This window comes from Belliella alkalica (assembly GCF_022549785.1).
Taxonomy (GTDB): domain Bacteria; phylum Bacteroidota; class Bacteroidia; order Cytophagales; family Cyclobacteriaceae; genus Belliella; species Belliella alkalica.
Genome location: NZ_JAKZGO010000007.1, coordinates 92,814 through 113,230 on the forward strand (window position 1 = coordinate 92,814; position 20,417 = coordinate 113,230).

The 20,417-nt window shown below is 36.7% G+C and carries 20 protein-coding genes; 18 read left to right on the forward strand and 2 right to left on the reverse strand.

Features of this window, described 5'->3' with window-relative positions:
- Positions 1–55: 55 nt before the first annotated feature.
- The gene (locus MM213_RS10175) at positions 56–1,087 is read right to left on the reverse strand and encodes a LacI family DNA-binding transcriptional regulator (protein ID WP_241411955.1); all 1,032 of its coding nucleotides are present in this window, start codon (positions 1,085–1,087) and stop codon (positions 56–58) included.
- 602 nt (positions 1,088–1,689) lie between these two features.
- Between MM213_RS10175 and MM213_RS10180 the strand changes: the two genes are divergently transcribed.
- The 7 genes from MM213_RS10180 to MM213_RS10210 all read left to right on the forward strand — a co-directional run bounded on the left by MM213_RS10180 (position 1,690) and on the right by MM213_RS10210 (position 9,437).
- Positions 1,690–3,279, forward strand: coding sequence for a sodium:solute symporter (locus tag MM213_RS10180; RefSeq protein ID WP_241411957.1), 1,590 nt, complete (start codon positions 1,690–1,692; stop codon positions 3,277–3,279).
- Entirely contained in the window at positions 3,264–4,436 is a 1,173-nt protein-coding gene (locus MM213_RS10185) for an amylo-alpha-1,6-glucosidase (RefSeq protein WP_241411959.1), read from the forward strand. Before MM213_RS10180 ends, MM213_RS10185 begins: the two co-directional genes overlap by 16 nt.
- 2 nt (positions 4,437–4,438) lie before the next feature.
- On the forward strand, positions 4,439–5,356 hold the full coding sequence (locus MM213_RS10190; RefSeq protein ID WP_241411961.1) for a carbohydrate kinase family protein: 918 nt from the start codon (positions 4,439–4,441) through the stop codon (positions 5,354–5,356).
- A gap of 35 nt (positions 5,357–5,391) precedes the next feature.
- Entirely contained in the window at positions 5,392–6,120 is a 729-nt protein-coding gene (pxpA, locus tag MM213_RS10195) for a 5-oxoprolinase subunit PxpA (protein ID WP_241411962.1), read from the forward strand.
- 4 nt (positions 6,121–6,124) lie between these two features.
- Entirely contained in the window at positions 6,125–6,835 is a 711-nt protein-coding gene (pxpB, locus tag MM213_RS10200; protein ID WP_241411964.1) for a 5-oxoprolinase subunit PxpB, read from the forward strand.
- Positions 6,828–7,691 carry a 5-oxoprolinase subunit C family protein gene (locus tag MM213_RS10205; protein WP_241411966.1) on the forward strand — a complete coding sequence of 288 codons (864 nt, stop codon included), beginning with the start codon at positions 6,828–6,830 and terminating at the stop codon, positions 7,689–7,691. Before pxpB ends, MM213_RS10205 begins: the two co-directional genes overlap by 8 nt.
- A 234-nt stretch (positions 7,692–7,925) precedes the next feature.
- The gene (locus tag MM213_RS10210; protein WP_241411968.1) at positions 7,926–9,437 is read left to right on the forward strand and encodes a DUF4301 family protein; all 1,512 of its coding nucleotides are present in this window, start codon (positions 7,926–7,928) and stop codon (positions 9,435–9,437) included.
- 161 nt (positions 9,438–9,598) lie between these two features.
- On the opposite strand, the gene MM213_RS10215 is transcribed toward MM213_RS10210, so the two are convergent.
- Entirely contained in the window at positions 9,599–10,735 is a 1,137-nt protein-coding gene (locus MM213_RS10215) for a hypothetical protein (RefSeq protein ID WP_241411970.1), read from the reverse strand.
- 763 nt (positions 10,736–11,498) lie between these two features.
- Between MM213_RS10215 and MM213_RS10220 the strand changes: the two genes are divergently transcribed.
- Genes MM213_RS10220 through MM213_RS10270 form a run of 11 tightly spaced genes read left to right on the forward strand, consistent with a single transcriptional unit; the run spans position 11,499 to position 20,410 of the window.
- Positions 11,499–12,794, forward strand: coding sequence for an ATP-binding protein (locus tag MM213_RS10220; RefSeq protein WP_241411972.1), 1,296 nt, complete (start codon positions 11,499–11,501; stop codon positions 12,792–12,794).
- A 12-nt stretch (positions 12,795–12,806) separates the two neighbouring features.
- Positions 12,807–13,379 carry a Pvc16 family protein gene (locus tag MM213_RS10225; RefSeq protein ID WP_241411974.1) on the forward strand — a complete coding sequence of 191 codons (573 nt, stop codon included), beginning with the start codon at positions 12,807–12,809 and terminating at the stop codon, positions 13,377–13,379.
- A 12-nt stretch (positions 13,380–13,391) separates the two neighbouring features.
- The gene (locus tag MM213_RS10230; RefSeq protein WP_241411976.1) at positions 13,392–14,207 is read left to right on the forward strand and encodes a hypothetical protein; all 816 of its coding nucleotides are present in this window, start codon (positions 13,392–13,394) and stop codon (positions 14,205–14,207) included.
- A 15-nt stretch (positions 14,208–14,222) separates the two neighbouring features.
- Positions 14,223–16,208 (forward strand): phage tail sheath family protein, encoded by a 1,986-nt coding sequence (locus MM213_RS10235; RefSeq protein ID WP_241411978.1) that lies wholly within the window; start codon positions 14,223–14,225, stop codon positions 16,206–16,208.
- Positions 16,209–16,236: 28 nt separating this feature from the next.
- The gene (locus MM213_RS10240; protein ID WP_241275690.1) at positions 16,237–16,665 is read left to right on the forward strand and encodes a phage tail protein; all 429 of its coding nucleotides are present in this window, start codon (positions 16,237–16,239) and stop codon (positions 16,663–16,665) included.
- Positions 16,666–16,667: 2 nt separating this feature from the next.
- Positions 16,668–17,108, forward strand: coding sequence for a phage tail protein (locus tag MM213_RS10245; RefSeq protein ID WP_241411980.1), 441 nt, complete (start codon positions 16,668–16,670; stop codon positions 17,106–17,108).
- Positions 17,109–17,111: 3 nt separating this feature from the next.
- A complete protein-coding gene (locus MM213_RS10250) occupies positions 17,112–17,264 on the forward strand; it encodes a DUF5908 family protein (protein ID WP_241275688.1) in 153 nt (50 codons plus the stop codon).
- 26 nt (positions 17,265–17,290) lie between these two features.
- A complete protein-coding gene (locus MM213_RS10255) occupies positions 17,291–17,956 on the forward strand; it encodes a CIS tube protein (RefSeq protein WP_241411982.1) in 666 nt (221 codons plus the stop codon).
- Positions 17,953–19,695, forward strand: coding sequence for a type VI secretion system tip protein VgrG (gene vgrG, locus MM213_RS10260; RefSeq protein WP_241411984.1), 1,743 nt, complete (start codon positions 17,953–17,955; stop codon positions 19,693–19,695). The genes MM213_RS10255 and vgrG overlap by 4 nt, the downstream gene beginning before the upstream one ends.
- Before the next feature lie 11 nt (positions 19,696–19,706).
- Positions 19,707–19,997, forward strand: coding sequence for a PAAR domain-containing protein (locus MM213_RS10265; protein WP_241411986.1), 291 nt, complete (start codon positions 19,707–19,709; stop codon positions 19,995–19,997).
- Positions 19,998–19,999: 2 nt separating this feature from the next.
- Complete coding sequence (locus MM213_RS10270) at positions 20,000–20,410, forward strand: GPW/gp25 family protein (RefSeq protein WP_241411988.1); 411 nt, start codon at positions 20,000–20,002, stop codon at positions 20,408–20,410.
- Positions 20,411–20,417 lie beyond the last annotated feature (7 nt).

A 20,417-nucleotide genomic window follows, 5' to 3' on the forward strand; every position in this document is an offset into this window, starting at 1 on the left:
CCTAATTTACTGAATTGATCAGAATCAAATCTCAAAAATTATTCGTTCTCTATTCTCACAATTGAGACAACTGTGAAGACTCTCTTACAATCAATTCAGTTTTTAATTCTACTGTTTGGTTACTTTCTACATCATGGTTTTTGATCATCTCCAAGAGTAATTTTGTTGACTCTACTCCCATTTGGAACCCATGTTGCTCGACAGAGCTTAAACGTGGAGAGATTACCTTTGAAAGCATCCAATTACTAAAGCCTATAATTCCAATATCTTTCGGAATGTTATAATTATTTTCTTTGAGGTATCTCATAGAACCTAAAGCAACCAAATCTGTGATGCAAAAAATTGCGTTTGGAGGGTTCTCCCCTTCCATCAGTTCTTTGGTGAAATCATAACCTTCTTGTTCTGAAATTTTCACACAGACCTTAACCCAATAACCTTGCTGTTCTAACCCTGCATCTTCTAATGCTTTTTTATATCCCTCACATCTTTCAGAAGCATTTTTCACATCTCGTCTTCCTCTTATATGCGCTATCTTGGTAAAGCCTTCTGTTATCAAATGATTGACAGCTCCATAAGCTCCATTAAAATCATCGACAATTACTTTTGGTGTAGGCAGTTCATCTGTGATTTTATCAAATTGAACCACTGGCTTTCCCTCTTCCAAAAATTCCATAATATGCTTTCCTTCATGGGTTTCATTTGAAATAGAAATCAATAAACCATCTACGCTGCTATTGAGCATCGCTCGACTTGCCAAAACCTCATCTTTAAGAATATCATTAGATTGTGATACCATCAGATTGTAGCCTTGCTTATTTGCCTCTGAGATTGCTCCACTGATGACTGTTGAAAAAAAATGATGCACCAATTCTGGAACTATCAAACCTATATTGAATGTCCTATTTTTGCGGAAATTTACCGCAAGTAAATTTGGCACATAGTTATGTGATTCAGCGTATTCTTTTACAAGTTTGATGGTTTCTTGGGCAATATCAGGATGCTCTTTGAGTGCTCTTGAAACTGTAGAAACTGATATCCCCAATTCTTTCCCAATATCTTTTAATGTTAATTTCTTTTTTTCATTCATGGTACTAGTAAATATGGATTTTTTGCATTTACCCCTCTTCTTTTCTCAAACAAACAAATACGACAAAAACCAATTAAAAATCTGTTTAAATCTAAAATTATTTTTCAAAAAAAATCTCTGTCTGTTAGAATAAGAAAGATTCATAGTAGAAACTGATGATATATTTTGACACATAGATCTTGCCTGAATTTGGTTTACACATTAGTGTCAGGATCATTGAGGATAATCATATTTAATAATATGTATATCAGTTTTCATCCCAGTAGAATCTAAGTAATAAAATTAACCTGTGATTTCGAACCAATATCAATAAATATCTAATATGTATCAGTATCAGTTTGCCAAAAAACAATCGTTCAATTTCTTAGTGGCATGATGGCGGATAATCATATTGAAATATCTCATGCCAGGCAATAATCATGATGTTATTAAGACAGATTATAAATAAAATTTTCGCAAACGGTTGCACAACCCTTTGCGAAAATTTTGGCCTTGCGATATAATTATTTTTTCTTTTACTTTTCATCAAATATTATTTGCTAAGGGAAAGTTCACAAAATGAACTGTTGGCGATATATCAATTTACCCAAAATGTACATCAGATGAATAAAGAGCTTATCAATAACCTCGATCTTTTGATCATGGTTGTTTATTTGATTGGAATGATTTTTTACGGGCTTTACCATTCAAAACGGCAAAACTCTGAGGATTATTTTCTTGCAGGCAGGAGCATGACGTGGCCAATTGTCGGTATATCACTATTTGCAGCCAATATTTCTAGTACTACTTTAATCGGGCTTGCTGGTGATGCTTACAGTACTGGTATTTCTGTTTATAATTATGAATGGATGGCAGCAGTCATTTTAGTATTCTTCAGCATCTTTTTTCTTCCATTTTACTTGAGGTCAGGGGTCTTTACCATGCCTGAATTTTTGGAAAGAAGATATGACAGAAGGAGCAGATATTACTTTTCATTTATCACATTGGTAGGAAACATTTTGATAGAAACAGCCGCAGGGCTTTACGCGGGAAGTTTGATATTGAAATTGGTTTTTCCAGATATCAGCATGACTGTGATTATTTTGATTTTGGCATTTGCAGCGGCAGCATATACAATCCCTGGAGGACTTTCATCTGTAGTGCACACTGAAGTGGTACAAGCTATTCTATTGTTTGCAGGTTCATTGATTTTGACCTATGTCACCTATCAGGCTGTGGGAGGCTGGGAAAATGTCATGGCAGTGACTCCTTCAGAAATGGTAAGTTTGATTCGACCTATGGATGATCCTTCTGTTCCATGGACTGGATTATTGTTTGGAGTGCCTTTATTGGGATTCTATTTCTGGGCAAACAATCAATTTATGGTTCAAAGGGTTTTGACTGCAAAAGATCTGAATCACGGAAGATGGGGAGCGCTTTTTGCAGGATTGTTGAAATTGCCAGTTTTGTTTTTCATGGTATTCCCCGGCACCATGGCACGGGTTCTTTACCCAAATTTGGAAAATCCTGACACCGTGTTCCCTACTTTGGTTTTTGATTTGTTGCCAGCAGGGCTAGTTGGTTTGCTGATGGCTGGCTTGTTGGCAGCGATGTCATCAAGCATCAGTGCAACATTAAATTCAGCATCTACACTCATAACAATGGATTTTGTTAAAAACCTAAAACCTGGTTTAAACAGCAAGCAATTGGTCAGAGTAGGTCAGTTTGCTACAGTAATCTTGGTATTACTGGCAGCGGCATGGACACCTCAGATTGAGAAATTTGACTCACTTTTCAAATACCTTCAAATGGTCGTAGGTTTGATAGCTCCACCTGTGGTTGTTGTATTTATTTGGGGAATGTTTTGGAAAAAGGGAAATGCAGATGGATCGTTTTTTAGTTTGATATCTGGTTTTTTGGTTGCTGTTGTGTTGATTATTTTAAAAGTATTTATGCCTGAAATTGGAATCAGTCAGTGGCATTTCTTACATACGGCACCTTTACTGTTTGTATTCTGCTCAGTGGTATATGTGATTGCAAGTATCTACGGAGCACCTCCTAGCGCAGAGGCTGTAGCAGATTATACCTGGAACAATAAGATTTACACCGACGAAACAGCCTCTCTGCAAGGTTTGCCATGGTACAAAAATTATAGAATCCTATCAATCTTTTTATTGATCATCACATTTATCATCGTATGGATATACAGATAGCAAATGAAAAAGCACTGGAAGTAGTTAGAAAATCTTCACATAAAAAGGGCTTCCTCGCTTCGGCATTGAAGAAAGATAACTATCAGAGAGTATGGGCAAGAGACGGTGTGATTACTGGTATCGCTGCTTTGGCTTCTCGTGAAGAAGATTTGATTGCTACTTTCAGAGACACTTTGATCACCCTAGGTGATGCTATCAGTCCTCAAGGTCATATTCCCTCTAATGTTGAGTTGACTACAGATGAAGTGAGTTTTGGTGGACTTGCAGGAAGAGCGGATACAGGGAGTTGGTGGATAATTGGACTTTGTCTATACTCCAAATATACTGGGGATAAAATGCTCCTAAATCGATATAAGAAGAACATAGACAGAATCCACCAACTTTATCAAGCGTGGGAATATAACAATAAAGACCTTATTTATGTACCTCTAGCTGGCGATTGGGCAGATGAATACATCTTAAGTGGATATGTTCTTTATGACCAAGTTTTACGCTACGCGGCTTTGAAACTATCAGGAGACTTACTTCAAAATCAACAATGGTCAGATAAAGCTGAATTTGTAAAGTTGGCCATTCATCAAAATTTTGACATTTCTGATAAATGGAAACATGCAGGAATACACCCTACAGCAAAGAATAACCTGCTGAGAAACTTTTCCAAAAAATCCTATCTACCTGCTTCTTTCAATCCAGCTGGATATCAAGATTACTTTGATGGTTTGGGAAATGCTTTGGCTATGATTTTCAAAATCCATCCCAATCCTCAAGCTTGTCTTTCTTGGGCAACGGATAGGAATACACCATTGATTCCAGCATTTTATCCAACCATCGACTCGGATAATCCTGATTTCAATCTATTGAAACAAAATTATCGATTTGAATTTAGGAATATACCCCATGAGTTTCATAATGGAGGTGTGTGGCCGATGGTTAATGGTTTTTGGGGTGTGGCAAACTATATTTCAGCAGGAAAAAAACCTGCTGAGGAGATTTTGAACGCTATCATTGCACTAAACAGCAAAGATAACTGGGGCTTCAATGAATGCTTTCATGGGCAAACATTGTCGCCATGTGGTGTTCATGCTTGCACTTGGAGCGCTGCAGGACAACTTATACTTAGTAATACAATTAGCAAAGGGTTTTACCTACTAGATTAAAAATGAATAAAGAAATCGACATCATCGTTGTTGGGGAACTTCTGGTGGACCTTATAGGGCATGAAATCAGAGATGAAATTTTCAGAACCCATTCATTTAGAAGATTTCAAGGAGGAAGTCCAGCTAACCTTGGCGCAAATCTCAAAAGGCTAGGTAAAAATGTCCATCTGATCGCGAGTGTTGGCAAAGATGGCATGGGTGAATACTTGATCCATGAATTAAACAAACTTGGACTTTCCACCTCCGGTGTTAAAGAGCGGAAAGAATTTCCCACAAGCATGGTTTTACTCTCCAGATCTCATGGTACACCTGATTTTATTGCATATAGGGAAGCTGATCATTTTATTTTTCCAGATGATATTCCAGATGACTACCTCCTCAAAACAAGGCTTTACCATACTACTTGTTTTGCCTTGAGCAAACAGCCCGCCCAACATTCAATTATTGAAGGAGCAAAAAGAGCATATAAATTTGATGTTCAGTTGAGTATAGATTTAAATTATGCACCAACAATTTGGCCTGACCACGAAGAGGCGATTAGAGTAATCAAAGAATATTGCTCTTTGTCTCCATTTGTAAAGGTCAGTCAGGACGATTGCAATCGTATTTTTCAAAAGGAAATAGAAGAAACAGAAGCGATTGATATTTTCAAAAATTGGGGAGCAAAAATCATCTGTTTTACAAAAGGAAAAGAAGGAAGTCATCTTAGATTGGAAAACAATGAAAGTATTATCGTTCCTGCTGATGAGGTAAAAGTAGTCGGTGATGCCACGGGGGCGGGAGACGCATACTGGGCCGGATTTTTATCCGCATGGTTGGATGGAGATGATTGGATTCAATGCGTGAAATCAGCCTCAAAAATGGCAGCCTACAAACTTTCGATAGATGGCCCACTTCCCCAAAAAGTTACTTTGAAATAGCTTTGGTTTTGCTCAAAAAAGCTAACTTTGAGCAGATGAGCAAGATCAAAACGGCAATCGACATTAACTGTGATTTGGGTGAAGGTATGCCCAATGACTCTCTGTTGATGCCTTTTCTTGGAAGTTGCAATATTGCATGTGGTGGACATTATGGAGATACTTCAAGCATTAAGAGTTCCCTTCGGCTAGCAATGAAACATCATGTGAAAATAGGTGCCCACCCCTCCTATCCTGATATCAAAAACTTTGGTCGAGTGAAAATGGACCTGAAAGATACAGAGCTAATTAACTCGTTGACTTCCCAACTTGAAAATTTCAAAAATGCTTGCAACTCTCTAGATTTGACTATCAATCACATCAAACCACATGGAGCTCTTTATAATGAATTGGCAAGAGATGAAAAGCTCGCTATCCTGTTTTTGAAATTGATGCAAGCAAATTTCCCTGATCAATTACTCTATTGCCCTCCCAAATCCATCATTTCACTTCTTGCACCAAAATTTGGAGTAAAAGTTGCCTTTGAGATCTTTGCAGACAGAAGTTATGAAGATGATTTGTCATTGGTTTCAAGAAATCACCCGAAGGCACTTTTGACTAATGTCGATGATGTTTATGAACATGTGAAATCTATGATCCTTGATCAATCGATCAAAACAATCTCTGGGAAGCAAGTCAAAATAAAGGCTGACACATTGTGTATCCATGGAGACAATCCTAACGCGTTGAAAATCTTAAAAATGATCAACTCCCAATTTTCTGCTTAAAACTATGGAAAAGCGTTTTTTTCAGATACAACCCAATCTTTTAGAAATCAACTGGCCACAGGAAATTTCAGATGAAATCTTACAGGATCAGCTGATGTATAAAAATCACTTGGAGCAACATTATGGTGATTGTGTACTTGAAATTAGAATTGGTTTTAATTCACTTTCCGTATTGTTTGATCAAGACATAAAGAAAGAACAATGGTCGATCATTTGGAATGAATTAGAAAATTTGAAAACTGATGTACAACACTTTGAACCAAAGATTTTCAAAATCCCGGTTTGTTATCAAGGTGAATATGGTATTGATTTGGAAAATTTGGCTAAATCCAAAAAGCTATCTGCCTCAGAATTAATAGAGTTACATTCTTCAAAGAAGTATAGACTGTTTTTTTATGGTTTTTTACCTGGATTTATGTACTTGGGTGGCTTGGATCCAAAGTTGCACAGCCCAAGAAAATCAACTCCTGACTTGATGATTCCCAAGGGCTCTGTAGCCATAGGAGGTCGCCAAACGGGGATTTACCCTATGGACAGTCCAGGTGGTTGGCATGTGGTTGGAAGAACTCCTTTGACACTATTTGATCCTCAAAAACCAATTCCAACCATCGCACAACAAGGAGATTTTATTCAATTCCACCAAATTGATCAAGATGAGTTTAAGTCTATTTCCAACCAGCTTCTTACGGGCAAATATGAATTGGAGTATGCTTAAGACAACTGCTTACATACATTTTCTAAAATCCGGTGGTTTATGTACTATTCAAGATCAGGGAAGATTTGGTTTTGCGGAATATGGTGTGCCCTATTCAGGTGCTATGGATCAATTTTCCTTAATGCAAGGAAATGTCCTCTTAAGAAATCAAAAGAAAGCAGCTGCATTGGAAATTGGAATCTCTGGTCCTAAAATGGTTTTTGAGATGCCGACGAGAATCGTGTTTACAGGTGCTTTGGCAGAAATATTTCACAACGGTAAACCTATTCAACTTGGACAAATAGTAAATATAGCTTGTGATGATGAAATCAAAATTGGTAAATTCTTTCGAGGACAATGGCTTTACATGGCTTTGGAAGGAGGTTTGGAAACACCAATTTTCATGGATAGCAGAAGCTGGTACTCTGGTATTAGCTCGCAATCACGGTTGAAAAAAGGAGATTCTATTTGTTACCTTTCAGAAGAAAAGTACCATTCGGATCATTTTTCCCATCCAAAACTAGATGGCTCTTGGTTTAAAGATAAGGAAATCGAGGTCTATAAAGGACCTGAATGGAAAGACTTGACTTTGGAACAACAAAGTTTCATTTTGAATTCTGAATTTAAGATTTCTCCCATCTCAAATCGCATGGGAATTCAGTTGGAAGGGAATGTTTCCAATCAGCTTAAGGAGATTTTGACTTCACCAGTTTATCCAGGCACGGTACAACTCACTCCTTCAGGAAAACTGATTGTGTTGATGCGAGATGCACAAGTCACAGGTGGCTACCCCAGAGTTTTTCAACTTTCTGATCAAGCAATCAATATTATTTCACAGAAAAATTTTGGTGAAAAAGTAAAGTTTAGTATCATTTGATCCACAAATCCTTCCATGGTATATTTTCCCCATCGTCTTCCTGCCTCAACTGATTGGGGGATTTCTCATAGGTATTGTTAGACTTTGATTTGGTTTCTTTTATGGACTGCTATTTCATTCTGTGTTTAATGGTATAATCTCCATTTTAGAATATTATACTGAATCCTGATTAATTTTTCCAATAGCAAAAATATATTTCTATATTAAAGCTTTCATAAACCTAAAAACCGGAGCATGGATCCACAAATCAAAAATCAAATTTTAGAACAAGGCATGTCCTTGGAAGATGCACAAGTACAAATCAGTAATTTTCAAAGCGGATTCCCTTTTTTGCCTATTGTTTCAGCAGCAAAAATCGGAGATGGCATCAAACTATTGACACCTGAAGAAATTTCTTCTTTTGAAGCTACTTATCCTTCAAAAGCCTCAAAAATTAAGATAGTTAAATTTGTACCAGCAAGTGGTGCGGCATCTAGAATGTTCAAAGATCTCTTTGCTTTCCTTGATGGAGATGGAGATTTGGAAAAAAGTCCATTCACGAAAAAGTTCATCGATCAACTCAACAAATTTGCATTTTACGGAGACCTTCAGGAAGTCTTGAATAAAAAAGGCTCAAGTATTGAAAATGTGCTTGAATCAAAAAACTACAAGGAAATTGTTGCAGCTCTATTAGATGAAGATGGCTTAGGATATGGCGTATTGCCAAAAGGTCTATTGAAATTCCATCAATATGAGGATCACAACAGAACCCCTACCTATGAGCATTTCATAGAAGGAATCATGTATGCTGTGGGGAAAGACAATACCGTAAGACTGCATTTCACTGTATCTCCAGAACATGAAGCAAAGTTCAAGGAAGAGGTTTCAAGAATTCAAAATCCTTTGGAAGAACAGTTTAAGGTAAAGTTTGAAATCAGCTATTCCCAACAAAAAAAGTCTACTGATACTATCGCTGTGGATATGGACAACAATCCATTTGTGGAAGATGATGGAACGGTTCTTTTTAGACCTGCTGGCCATGGAGCCCTTTTGGAAAACCTGAACGAAATAAATGGTGATCTGATTTTCATCAAAAACATAGACAATGTAGTCCCAGATAGACTCAAAGGAGAAACAAAAAACTACAAAATCGCAATTGGCGGTTTGCTATTGGAGGTTCAAGAGAAAGTCTTCGATGCTCTGGAAAAATTGGAAAATGATTATTCAGATGAAAATATCGCTCTGAGCGAGACTGTGATTATTGATGATTTGGGAGGAAAACTTCCTGAAGATTATTCCAATTTTGACTCTAAAGAGAAAGGAAGATTTTTGTACCAAAAGCTCAATAGACCTATTCGGGTTTGTGGGATGGTGAAGAATACAGGCGAACCAGGTGGTGGCCCATTTTGGGTACAGGATGAAAATGGCTCTTTATCATTGCAGATTGCAGAGACTGCACAGATTGACTTAGATGATTCCCTTCAAAAAGAAATCATGCAATCATCCACACACTTCAATCCTGTGGACTTAGTCTGCGCTACCAAGGATTACAAAGGAAAGAAATTCAATCTACTTGAATTCAGGGATATGAAAACGGGATTTGTTACAGAAAAATCAAAAAGTGGCAGAACACTCAAAGCACAAGAGCTTCCAGGTCTTTGGAATGGAGCAATGGCAGGTTGGAATACAATTTTCGTGGAAGTACCCCTGATTACATTCAATCCAGTGAAAACGGTAAATGATCTATTAAGAGACGAGCATCAGTAAAAAGTTGATAAAGTCATTAACAGCAAGTCATTATTTCTAAAATAATAGACTTGCTGTTAATAGTTATAAGTCGATCAGTTATTGGTCAATCAAATAATATAAAAAGTAAATTATTGTTTTATTAAGTGAAGAAGATAAACCGACATTTGGTATTAAATTCATTAGTTTGAAGCGAGATCTAGTTTATAAAAAGTCACAAAGTCCTCTTCAACTTCAAAATAATCTTGATTTTTTAACGCAAGGATTTCACCTTTATTATTGACTACCGATGACCATATTAATCCTTTTGGTAAAAGAATATCTTTTTGAACCAACTGATGGTCATTGTCAAATACAGCTGCGTAGCGAGGAATACTATATATAAAATCCATCCATTCAGTTCTATTTTCTGGATTATAGTTTCTTGAAATTTCTTCATCTACTCCTTTGGTATAAATGACAATTACATCATTTTCTCTTCTATAGAGTTTTTCAATTTTACCAAAAATGATATTCCCTTTTTGCTCATACCATTCTTGATAATCTTTCATTGGAACTCCGGGCATTGGAATCGCACCTTCAATATTTAGGTTTACCTCCTTTACAAACTCTATTTCTCCTTCATTTTCCTTGTAAACAAAATATTTCATCTCTGCTAGTAAAAAAACACTCCATTCCTTCCCAAACTTGATAATACTAGGAGGTATGGCATTATAAAATTGGCCTGTACTGTATACCGTGTTCTCGGGGAATTCCATGGTGTTTCTAATCGTACCGGATATAGGATCAAAAACTTCTATCAGTGGACTTTTGTAGTTACTTACCAATAAATCAGCAAGATCATCCCACGGAATCCCTTCAGAGCCAATACTTTCTCTTTCTGGTCGACTATAGGCATAATTTTCTCCAATTTTCTGTGCTGAAAAACTAAGTCCATTCAAATAAAAATAATTATCTGGAATAGGAATTTTATTTACAATTTCACCCTCCTTAGAAAATTGAATCAATCCACTATGTTGATCCATGATGGTAAACTTCCCTTCTAGAAAACCAACTCCTATTGCCCATTTGATGGCATTTGGACCTTCAGAAGGTAATTTAAATTTTTGGTGAAAATTCCCAAAATCATCAAAAAGCACATATTCATCATTGGAATTCCACCTTCCCAAATACATTCCATCATCAGAATTGTAACCATATATAAATAGATTACCTAGGTAATCAACTTGAATGGAATCTACAATTGCTAATTGCAGTTGTGCATCCTCAATGCCTTTTTCGTTTTTGGATTCACAGGCAAAAACAAATAACAGTAGCAAGAAAAGTAAGTATTGATTTTTCATATGGGAAAAGTACTCCATACAGCTAAATATAAAAACATAAAAATTCTAAAATATGTATATCCGTTTTCATACCAGTAGAATCTAAATAATTGAATTAACCTGTGATTTCGAACCTATATCAATAAATATCCAATATCTATTAGTATCAGTTTGCCAAAAAACAATCGTTTAATTGATTAGTGGCATGATTGCGGATAATCATATTCTAAAATATACTTATCGACTTGTTAAGCAATAGACAAGACAAAAGATTCTATCTACGATGTTGACGATTTGAACAATGACAGATTTCAAGTGTTAACTTTACGTTAATTAAGGAAAAAAAGCATAAATTATTGTATATCATTTTTTTTATAAAAAATTTCCTGTGTATATTTAAGTCACAGAAATTAATTTTGTCATCCAGTGAACCACAAGATATCCTAGTTGTAATTATAGGAAAGTCAAATTTTATTGAATTAATGAATTGAAATTGTTAGTTAAATATTTGGAACTAGCAAAATCTTTCATTTTTAGATTTTTGTGATTTAGCAATGAATAACATAATCCTTCTAATGGATTAGATTTGAAATATATTATTTCAATCAGTGTTTAAAACCCACTGTATGCTTTCGGTCCTCTACCTAAAAGAAAGAGGTTCTACCTGTTGAAAGTAATTTCAAAACTTTCGGGAGATTCATTTAAACTTTGTTTTTTGAGCTTTGCTCAAATATTTCTTAGAATTTTAAAACATCATTTTATGGATGTTAAATATGTAAATCAATTTTTGAAGGACGTATTCAATTTTAGGCTTGAAAATCCAAAATTGAAAATCAGTTCTAAGTTTAAGAAATCAGGAAGTCAGGATTTAGATGACTTTATTTCTGAAAACAAGCTATCTGTTGAGGAAGTAGTTTTTCTTCTTTTGACTATGATTCCATATATCAACCCCAATTTTTTGATTACAGTATTCAAGGAATCTTATTCTCAAAATTCAGATAACCCATTCATGGGCGGTGTAAAAGGAAAAAACCATCGAGGAATTCTTCCCAATGCAGAACTGCTTTTATTTTTGCTTGCCGGTGAAGATTTCCAGGCGAGAATGGAATACTTTAAGTTATTGGATGAAAACCATTTATTTTTTAAGAAAAATATCATTTCTAATTCAAATTCATCAGCTGAAGAGCCATATACTAGTGATGTCATAATGATGACAAAAGAGTATTTGGAGCTATTCATTTTAGGCAAAAAATATAAGCCTGTCTTAAGCAGTAAATTTCCTGCTCAATTATTAGAGACTCAGCTTGAATGGTCGGATCTGGTGCTCAGCAATACCACATCCAATCAAATCAAGGAAATACAGATTTGGCTAACTTACAATAATAAATTACTGAATGACAACTCCTTTGGAAAAAAAATCAAGCAAGGATATGTAGCTCTATTTTTCGGACCATCCGGAACAGGCAAAACCCTTACCGCTACCCTACTAGGTAGACATACAGGTAAAGATGTATATAGAATTGATTTGTCTCAAGTAATCTCAAAGTATATAGGTGAAACGGAGAAAAACCTTTCTCTGCTATTTGATGCAGCAAAGGAGCGGGATTGGATTTTATTTTTTGACGAAGCAGATGCTCTTTTTGGTAAAAGAACTAACGTAAAGGATGCGCATGACAAATATGCAAACCAAGAAGTCTCCTATCTATTACAAAAAATAGAAAGTCATGGTGGTTTGGTTATCCTAGCCTCAAATTATAAAGGAAATATCGATACCGCATTTACAAGAAGATTCAATTCCATCATTGAATTCGAAATGCCTAAAGTTCCAGAAAGGTTAAAGATATGGCAAAAGTCCATGCCTGAGCAGCTGCCTTTTGAAAATGAGGAGATTTTGGAGGAAGTGGCAAAAAAATATGAACTCAATGGTGCAAATATCATCAATATCGTGCATTACGCTGGATTACAATCTTTGTCTCAAAAAGAAAAAGAAATCAAAACGAATACTCTGATAAGAGGTATCAAAAGGGAATATAAAAAAGAAGGGAAAATCATCTAGTTAACCAAAACCATGCTCTACGAAACAATCCATATTCTCTCCTCTGACTTAGACAATGCTTTTAGTGAAATGACTGAGCAATCAGGAATAGTAGATATAAATCATATCAGTCAACTCGATGACGAAAGCAATGCTGACAAAGTAGTTGTCTCTCTTCTGCACATGATGCAAGAATCTACTTTGAAGAATATCCCAAATGTGGTTCCTGTGGGTACGAGGATGCAACAGATGAATAAAAAAGTTCCTTTAAACCTATTTGTAATGTTCTGTAGCAATTTTATTGGCTATGACAATGCACTAAAGAATCTATCCTTCATTATAGAATTCTTCCAAGCAAAGCGGGTTTTTACAGATAAAAACACACATTTCAATAGAGACAGCGAAGAGTTAAGAAACCTTGGAGATTTCAAATTTACAGTAGAACTGTATAGCCCATCATTTGATGAATTGAATCAAATATGGGGTACAATCGGTGGAAAGCAGATTCTTTCTGCGATCTATAAAGTGAGTGTATTGCAGCTTGAGATGAGAAAGCCTCAATCTCAATCTGGAATTGTCAGAGATATAATATTGAAAACAAAATAAATCATAAGCAATATGTTTACATATCGAACGATTTTTGACTTTCATATTTTCCATGATTACTTTTTGAACAAAGGTCAATCAAGCTACAATGATGCAACAGATGATGAGAAATCCAAAAGGTTGCAACAGTATGATTTCAATTCTTTTCTGACTTTAAAGCCTACTTCTCAGACAGCAAAACTAATTATCAATCACAGATTGATTACCAAGCAGTCAATGTCAAATTATTCAATAATTGGAAAAGTTGATGAAGATCAGAATTCACTTATTGAGATTGCACCAACTGAATTTTTCCAATTTTATCTAATCCTAAATGATGTTGATTTTTTAAACTACACCTCACTGTCTTTGGATAATCAGAATTATTTGATGCTCACAAATCATCCTCTTTTAGAATATTTACCAGAATTAGCAACTCTAGATGACAATCCTATCAGTGACCTTCACTTAGTAAGTAAAGAAATACTAATCAACAATTTAAAAGAAGAAGAAATACTTCCCAATAAATGTATTGGAGTTATCTCAATAGCAAGTAGATCTATTTATGATCAACAGAGTCTCTTAGAAGATGATGGCAAACTCAGGCCAAGCCAAAATTTCACAATACATTTTCAAAATAGAGCTACTTTCTGGAAATATATCCTAAAGTCCGGAGCTGAATTGACCACAATTCAAGCATTACCACTCACGAAAAATGGCTTCATACCAATCACAGAAGAGCATTTGGCAGACTTTGATGATTATGAAGTGGAGTTTCCAAACCCTAACAATTCAAAAATAACCTTAGAAGGTAACCAAGCATATTCAGAAATATTTATCAACATTTAAAAAAACCAATAGTCTATGGCAAGTACGTATAAAACCCCAGGTGTCTATGTGCGGGAAATTTCAAAATTTCCTCCATCCGTGGCACAAGTAGAAACGGCTATTCCTGCATTTATAGGATATACCGAAAAGGCAAAAAAAGTCAATAATGATGATTTATTGAACAAACCAACCCGCATCACTTCTGTGCTCGACTATGTGACATATTTCGGCGGAGCTCCTGAAGTAAAAGTAAATTCAATTGATCTCAACCCAACATATGATGTTGTATCTGTTGACATTGAGGAGAACTACTATATGTATGAAGCCATAAGGTTATTTTATGCTAATGGTGGAGGTCCCTGCTACATTGTCTCAGTAGGGAGATATGGGGCTACAGTCGCTAATGGTGATGGAATCAGCCCGGGACTTTTACGTGGTTTGGCAGCAGTCAAAAAACAAGATGAACCTACAATTCTTCTTGCTCCAGATGCTGCTATGATGAGTCAAGGAGATATGAATGTACTACATACTGCAATGCTAAGACAGTGCAATGATCTGCAAGACAGGGTATGTATTTTTGATTTGAAAGAAAATTCAGGAGAAGATTATGCTACTATCGTAGAAAATTTTAGAAATGGTATTGGGATGAACTTCCTGAAATATGGGGCTGCTTATACCCCATGGCTTAAAGCTAAGCTTCCAAGGGAAATTTCTTACAAAAATATAAAAGACAAAATCACATCTGGAGGTAATGTCATAACTCTGGATAGATTGGCTACAGATGCTTCAACGGAGGCGGTTGCTACTAGACTAGATGATTTGATCGATGATTTGTCAGCAATAGAGACGGCCTTGGATACAATAAAAACTGGTAATTTCTCTTCTCTGGATGCAAGAGCAGAGCGCTTGGCTACAACTCTCAGAGAATCACCTATTCCTGCCAATTTACAAAACCTATTGAATTACTATATTCAGATTATTGACATGATTCGAGATGTCATAGATGTTGGAGATCTAGATAATATCACAATAGGAAATAATTCTGGAGAAGGGAATTTATTCGAGGCATTGGTTTCCGATCTGGGTCCATCTGATGCTAATGGTGCAATCCACAATATTGTCGACCAAATCAGAAAAATGATAGAAGACAGTGCAGCAGCGAACAATACTTTAAGCCAGCAAGTAACTGAAAATTCGAACTCAGGTTTGGACTTTGATGTAGCAAGTAATTCCTCTATTGCATATTTTGGAAATGGTGAAGATGATGAAGAAAGAATTGCCCCACATGTTCAGAGTATTATAGGGTTTTGGCCTGTTTTAAGATCTTCAGTAGATTTAATCATAAGCACTGCCAAAAACATGATTAACTCGACGCAGGACACCGCTTTGGACAGTATTCCTGCTTTGAAAAATATTTTCACAACTGTATCCAAAGAGTATCTCACACTACCTCCAAGCGCTGCCATTGCAGGAGTCTATGCAACAGTAGATAGCGATAGAGGTGTTTGGAAAGCACCTGCAAATGTTTCTCTAAACACTGTAGCTGACGTAACTACATTAATAGACAGACAAATTCAGGATGGATTGAATATCGATACAGTAGCTGGAAAATCAATCAATGCCATTCGCCCATTTACCGGAAAAGGAATTATGGTCTGGGGTGCGCGTACACTTGCGGGCAATGACAATGAGTGGCGATATGTGCCTGTAAGGAGGTTTTTCAATATGGCTGAAGAATCCATCAAAAAAGCAACTGAGCAATTCGTATTCGAACCAAATGATGCAAACACTTGGGTGAAAGTCCGAGCAATGATCGAAAATTTCCTTATTCTTCAATGGAGGGCTGGAGCACTTGCGGGTGCTACGCCTGACGATGCATTTTATGTCAAAATCGGTCTTGGCCAAACTATGACTTCCATGGATATCCTCAATGGATACATGATCGTCGAAATTGGAATGGCTGTAGTTAGACCAGCTGAATTCATCGTTTTGAATTTCTCCCACAAAATGCAGGAATCATAATCATTAAATTCATTTAAACATAATTCAAATGAGCTATCCTTTATCCAAGTTTCATTTCTCCGTTGAGTGGGGTGGAACAAAAATAGGCTTTACAGAAGTCTCAGGTCTAGATTTAGAAACAGAAGTCATTGAGTACAGACATGGCGCCAGCAAGGAATATGGCAAAATAAAAATGCCAGGTTTGAAAAAAGAAGCCAACATCACCTTGAAAAGAGGAACTTTTGCTTCTGACAATGAATATTTTGCTTGGTACAAAACCATCTCCATGAACAAAGTAGAAAGACGTGATATCACGATTTCTCTACTCAATGAAGAACATGAACCTGTAGTGGTTTGGCAAGTGAAAAATGCCTGGCCTACAAAAATCCAATCCACCGATTTGAAAGCAGATGGCAACGAAGTCGCTATCGAATCTATGGAATTGGTACATGAAGGACTTACCATCAACAACGAATAAATATGACCTACTACCCTCCTGTCAGCTTTCATTTCAATGTAGAATTTTCGGGTATTACTGCCCAAGAGTTTGACATGCAATTTCAGTCAGTTTCTGGACTGACAGCAGAACTTGATGTAGAGGAACTAGCTGAGGGAGGTGAAAATAGGTTCAAGCATACTTTACCTGTCAAAAGCAAATATTCAAATCTCGTCTTAAAGCGAGGGATTGTCATTGATTCAAAACTTATAGATTGGTGTAAAAAAGCAATTGAAGATTTTGAATTCAAACCTATTGATTTGACAATCAAACTTCTCAATGAAAAGCATGAGCCACTTCTAAGTTGGTCTGTAGCCAATGCAATCCCTGTCAAATGGGAAGTTGATGAATTCAATGCGATGGAAAGTAAAGTAATGATGGAGTCCTTGGAACTCAAGTATAACTATTTCAAAGTGATCAAGTAGCGTATGCCTATAGAAATCAGAGAACTACACATCAAAATCAATGTGTCTCCTGAAAAAGAAAAGCCAAAATCAAAAGGAGCCAACTCCAATGGAGAAATGGTTCAGGAAGTTGTAGAGGCTGTTTTGGAAACTTTAGAACGTAAAAAAGAAAGGTGATGGAAAATTCTGGTTCATTAAAAAAAATGTTCATCAAAGCTTTTAGCGATGAGGAATTCAAAAATGAAGTTCCAGAAGGAACCTATACAGCGCTTGTCAACCCTGAAAGTTACTCTTTTAATTATACAACGGTACAAAATGAAGATCAAGCTCCAGGAACCAGCAGCACACCTCCGAAGTTTAACAAAATACTTCCCCAAGAGCTGACATTTGAGTTTCTTTTCGACAGAACTGGCGCCATCAAAGACAGTCCAGCTGACCCCAATGGAATAATCGATGACATTGAACATTTCAAGAAAGTCACATTCGATTATCAAGGCGATCAGCATCGGCCAAACTATCTTAAGATTGCTTGGGGTTCTTTACTTTTCAAAGGTGTATTAAGTAGTCTGGATATCAATTTCAAGCTATTCAGGGCAGATGGAACACCGCTAAGAGCCACAGCTAGTCTTGCAGTAACTGGTTTTGTGGAGGACAATTTGAGAGTGGCTTTGGAAAATAATCAGTCTCCTGACTTGACCCATTTCAGAGAGGTCAAGCACGGAGATACACTGCCCTTGATGACCAATCGGATCTATGGAGACTCCAAGTACTATTTGGAAGTCGCCAAAGCGAATAGGATCTATGATTTTAGAGGTCTGAAAGTTGGAACACAAATCTATTTTCCACCAATTGAAAAGTTAAGTAAATGAGTAATTCCGAAACCATCAATACAAGCAGAAGTGCAGATTTGGTTACAGTCACTGTTTCTATCGATGGAACAGAACTGTCGAGCGTATTTCAGCTGCTGAATGTAACTGTCCACAAAGAGGTCAATAGAATTCCGATGGCGAAGCTTGTCTTTTCTGATGGTGATCCCGCTACGAGGGATTTTGAATTGAGCAATATGCAGGAAATGATGCCAGGAAAACAGATTGAAATTTCGGCTGGATACCACAGTGATGAAGCTGTAATATTCAAAGGCCTCATCATCAAGCATCAGATCAAAGTCAAGGGAACATCCTCGTTATTGATTGTAGAATGCAAAGACCAAGCAGTCAAATTGACTGTGGGCAAAAAGTCCAAAACCTTTCATGACATGAGTGATAGTGATGCTATGGAAGCTATACTATCCAATTATCCTTTGACTTCTGAAGTTGCCTCAACAAATTTTACGCATAAAAAATTGGTGCAATACGACAGTACGGATTGGGATTTTCTAGTATCAAGAGCTCAAGCTTGTGGAAAATTGTGTTTTGTGTCCGATGGAATGATCAAAGTATCTGCTCCTGATGTGGATACAGATGTAATTCAAAAGGTAACCTATGGAGCCAATATTCTTGATTTTGATGCAGAAATGGATGCGAGAAATCAATTTAAAAAAATCACTGCACAAACTTGGGATGGTCCTAGACAAGAAATTATTGAAGTAGAAAAAGAGCTTGAAAACCTTTCCCTTCATGGAAATTACAGCAATTCAGACTTGGCGAATGTCATAGGTTTGGAAAAACTCGAATTAAAAAATGGTGGAAATATTCCTGACGAGCTTTTACAAGATTGGACTGAAGCCACCATGCTTTATCAATCCCTTTCAAAAGTAAGGGGAAGAGTGAAATTCCAAGGAATTCCAGAACTACTTCCTAATACCTGCATAGAACTCGAAGGTTTGGGAGAAAGACTCTCTGGAAAAGCTTGGGTTTCAGGTGTTTTTCATCAAATCAATGATGGCAACTGGACTGTTGATGTTCAGTTTGGATTGAATCCAGAATGGTTTTCAGAGACCTATCCAATCCATTCATCACCAGCTTCTGCCCTACTTCCGGCCGTCAAAGGCTTACAAATTGGGGTAGTAAGCCAGTTGGAAGATCCCGATGGAGAAGATAAAATTTTAGTCAAAATCCCCATTATCAACTCTGAAGATGAAGGTGTTTGGTGTAGAGTTTCTTCCCTAGATGCTGGTGAAAGCAGAGGTGTATTCTTCAGACCTGAAATTGGTGACGAGGTGGTTGTTGGCTTTTTGAATGAAGATCCAAACCAACCAATTGTATTAGGAGGATTGCATAGCAGTGCCAAACCGGCTCCTATAACTGGAAATGATGATAATCACGAGAAAGGAATTATAACTCGGAGTGAGTTGAAAATTACATTCAATGATGAAACCAAGACTATTACGATAGAAAGTCCAGGAGGAAAAAAAATTGCACTAGATGAAAATGCCCAAAATATATCTATTGAAGATGAAAACAACAACCAAATCATCTTAGACGCTGATGGAATTCAGATCATATCAGGTAAAGACCTTCAATTCAAAGCATCAGGAGACGTAAATATCGAAGGGATGAATGTAACAGGTAAAGCAAGTGCACAACTCACAGTCGAAGGTAGTGGCGGTGCCGAAATCAGTAGCAGTGCCTCAACAGTAGTCAAAGGAAGTATTGTTCAAATCAATTAAACAAGATTCAAATGGGAATGCCAGCAGCTAGAATAAACGATATGCATGTTTGTCCAATGGTAACAGGAAATGTCCCGCATGTGGGAGGCCCAATTCTTCCTCCTGGAGAGCCAACAGTCTTGATTGGTGGCATGCCTGCAGCGAGAGTTGGCGACATGGCTACTTGTACTGGGCCACCTGATAGCATAGTAGCGGGTTCGGCCACAGTCATGATCGGAGGAATGCCAGCTGCTAGATTGGGAGATAGTACAGCACATGGTGGCTCTATCGTATTGGGTGAATTTACAGTATTAATTGGATAATCATGGATAATAACAAGCCGTTTTTGGGACGCGGATGGTCTTTCCCACCTACATTCAATAACAGATCTGGCTCGCTTAAAATGCTTAGTGGTGAGGAAGATATAGACAGTAGTTTAGAAATCTTACTTTCTACCAAACAAGGAGAGCGAATAATGCATCCCAATTTTGGGTGCAATTTGGAGGAGTTGTTATTCAACCCACTTGACAGGACTTTGATTACTTATGTGTCTGATTTGATCAAAACGGCAATTCTGTACTACGAACCAAGAATAGATGTGCAAAAAATCGATATCTACGAGGATGACATCATCAATGGGAAGATCATTATTGATGTAGAGTATCTCGTCAGAGCTACAAATTCAAGAAAAAATAAGGTTTTCCCTTATTATAAAGATGAAGGAATAGAAATCTAAGGCAAAT

Coding starts and splice junctions, on each gene's coding strand:
- pxpA (WP_241411962.1), top strand. CDS start 5,392: ATGAGCAAGATCAAAACGGCAATCGACATTAACTGTGATTTGGGTGAA.
- MM213_RS10255 (WP_241411982.1), top strand. CDS start 17,291: ATGTTCATCAAAGCTTTTAGCGATGAGGAATTCAAAAATGAAGTTCCA.
- MM213_RS10235 (WP_241411978.1), top strand. CDS start 14,223: ATGGCAAGTACGTATAAAACCCCAGGTGTCTATGTGCGGGAAATTTCA.
- MM213_RS10240 (WP_241275690.1), top strand. CDS start 16,237: ATGAGCTATCCTTTATCCAAGTTTCATTTCTCCGTTGAGTGGGGTGGA.
- MM213_RS10185 (WP_241411959.1), top strand. CDS start 3,264: ATGGATATACAGATAGCAAATGAAAAAGCACTGGAAGTAGTTAGAAAA.
- MM213_RS10190 (WP_241411961.1), top strand. CDS start 4,439: ATGAATAAAGAAATCGACATCATCGTTGTTGGGGAACTTCTGGTGGAC.
- MM213_RS10230 (WP_241411976.1), top strand. CDS start 13,392: ATGTTTACATATCGAACGATTTTTGACTTTCATATTTTCCATGATTAC.
- MM213_RS10220 (WP_241411972.1), top strand. CDS start 11,499: ATGGATGTTAAATATGTAAATCAATTTTTGAAGGACGTATTCAATTTT.
- MM213_RS10250 (WP_241275688.1), top strand. CDS start 17,112: ATGCCTATAGAAATCAGAGAACTACACATCAAAATCAATGTGTCTCCT.
- MM213_RS10205 (WP_241411966.1), top strand. CDS start 6,828: ATGCTTAAGACAACTGCTTACATACATTTTCTAAAATCCGGTGGTTTA.
- MM213_RS10270 (WP_241411988.1), top strand. CDS start 20,000: ATGGATAATAACAAGCCGTTTTTGGGACGCGGATGGTCTTTCCCACCT.
- MM213_RS10265 (WP_241411986.1), top strand. CDS start 19,707: ATGGGAATGCCAGCAGCTAGAATAAACGATATGCATGTTTGTCCAATG.
- MM213_RS10225 (WP_241411974.1), top strand. CDS start 12,807: ATGCTCTACGAAACAATCCATATTCTCTCCTCTGACTTAGACAATGCT.
- MM213_RS10175 (WP_241411955.1), bottom strand. CDS start 1,087: ATGAATGAAAAAAAGAAATTAACATTAAAAGATATTGGGAAAGAATTG.
- MM213_RS10245 (WP_241411980.1), top strand. CDS start 16,668: ATGACCTACTACCCTCCTGTCAGCTTTCATTTCAATGTAGAATTTTCG.
- MM213_RS10210 (WP_241411968.1), top strand. CDS start 7,926: ATGGATCCACAAATCAAAAATCAAATTTTAGAACAAGGCATGTCCTTG.
- MM213_RS10180 (WP_241411957.1), top strand. CDS start 1,690: ATGAATAAAGAGCTTATCAATAACCTCGATCTTTTGATCATGGTTGTT.
- vgrG (WP_241411984.1), top strand. CDS start 17,953: ATGAGTAATTCCGAAACCATCAATACAAGCAGAAGTGCAGATTTGGTT.
- pxpB (WP_241411964.1), top strand. CDS start 6,125: ATGGAAAAGCGTTTTTTTCAGATACAACCCAATCTTTTAGAAATCAAC.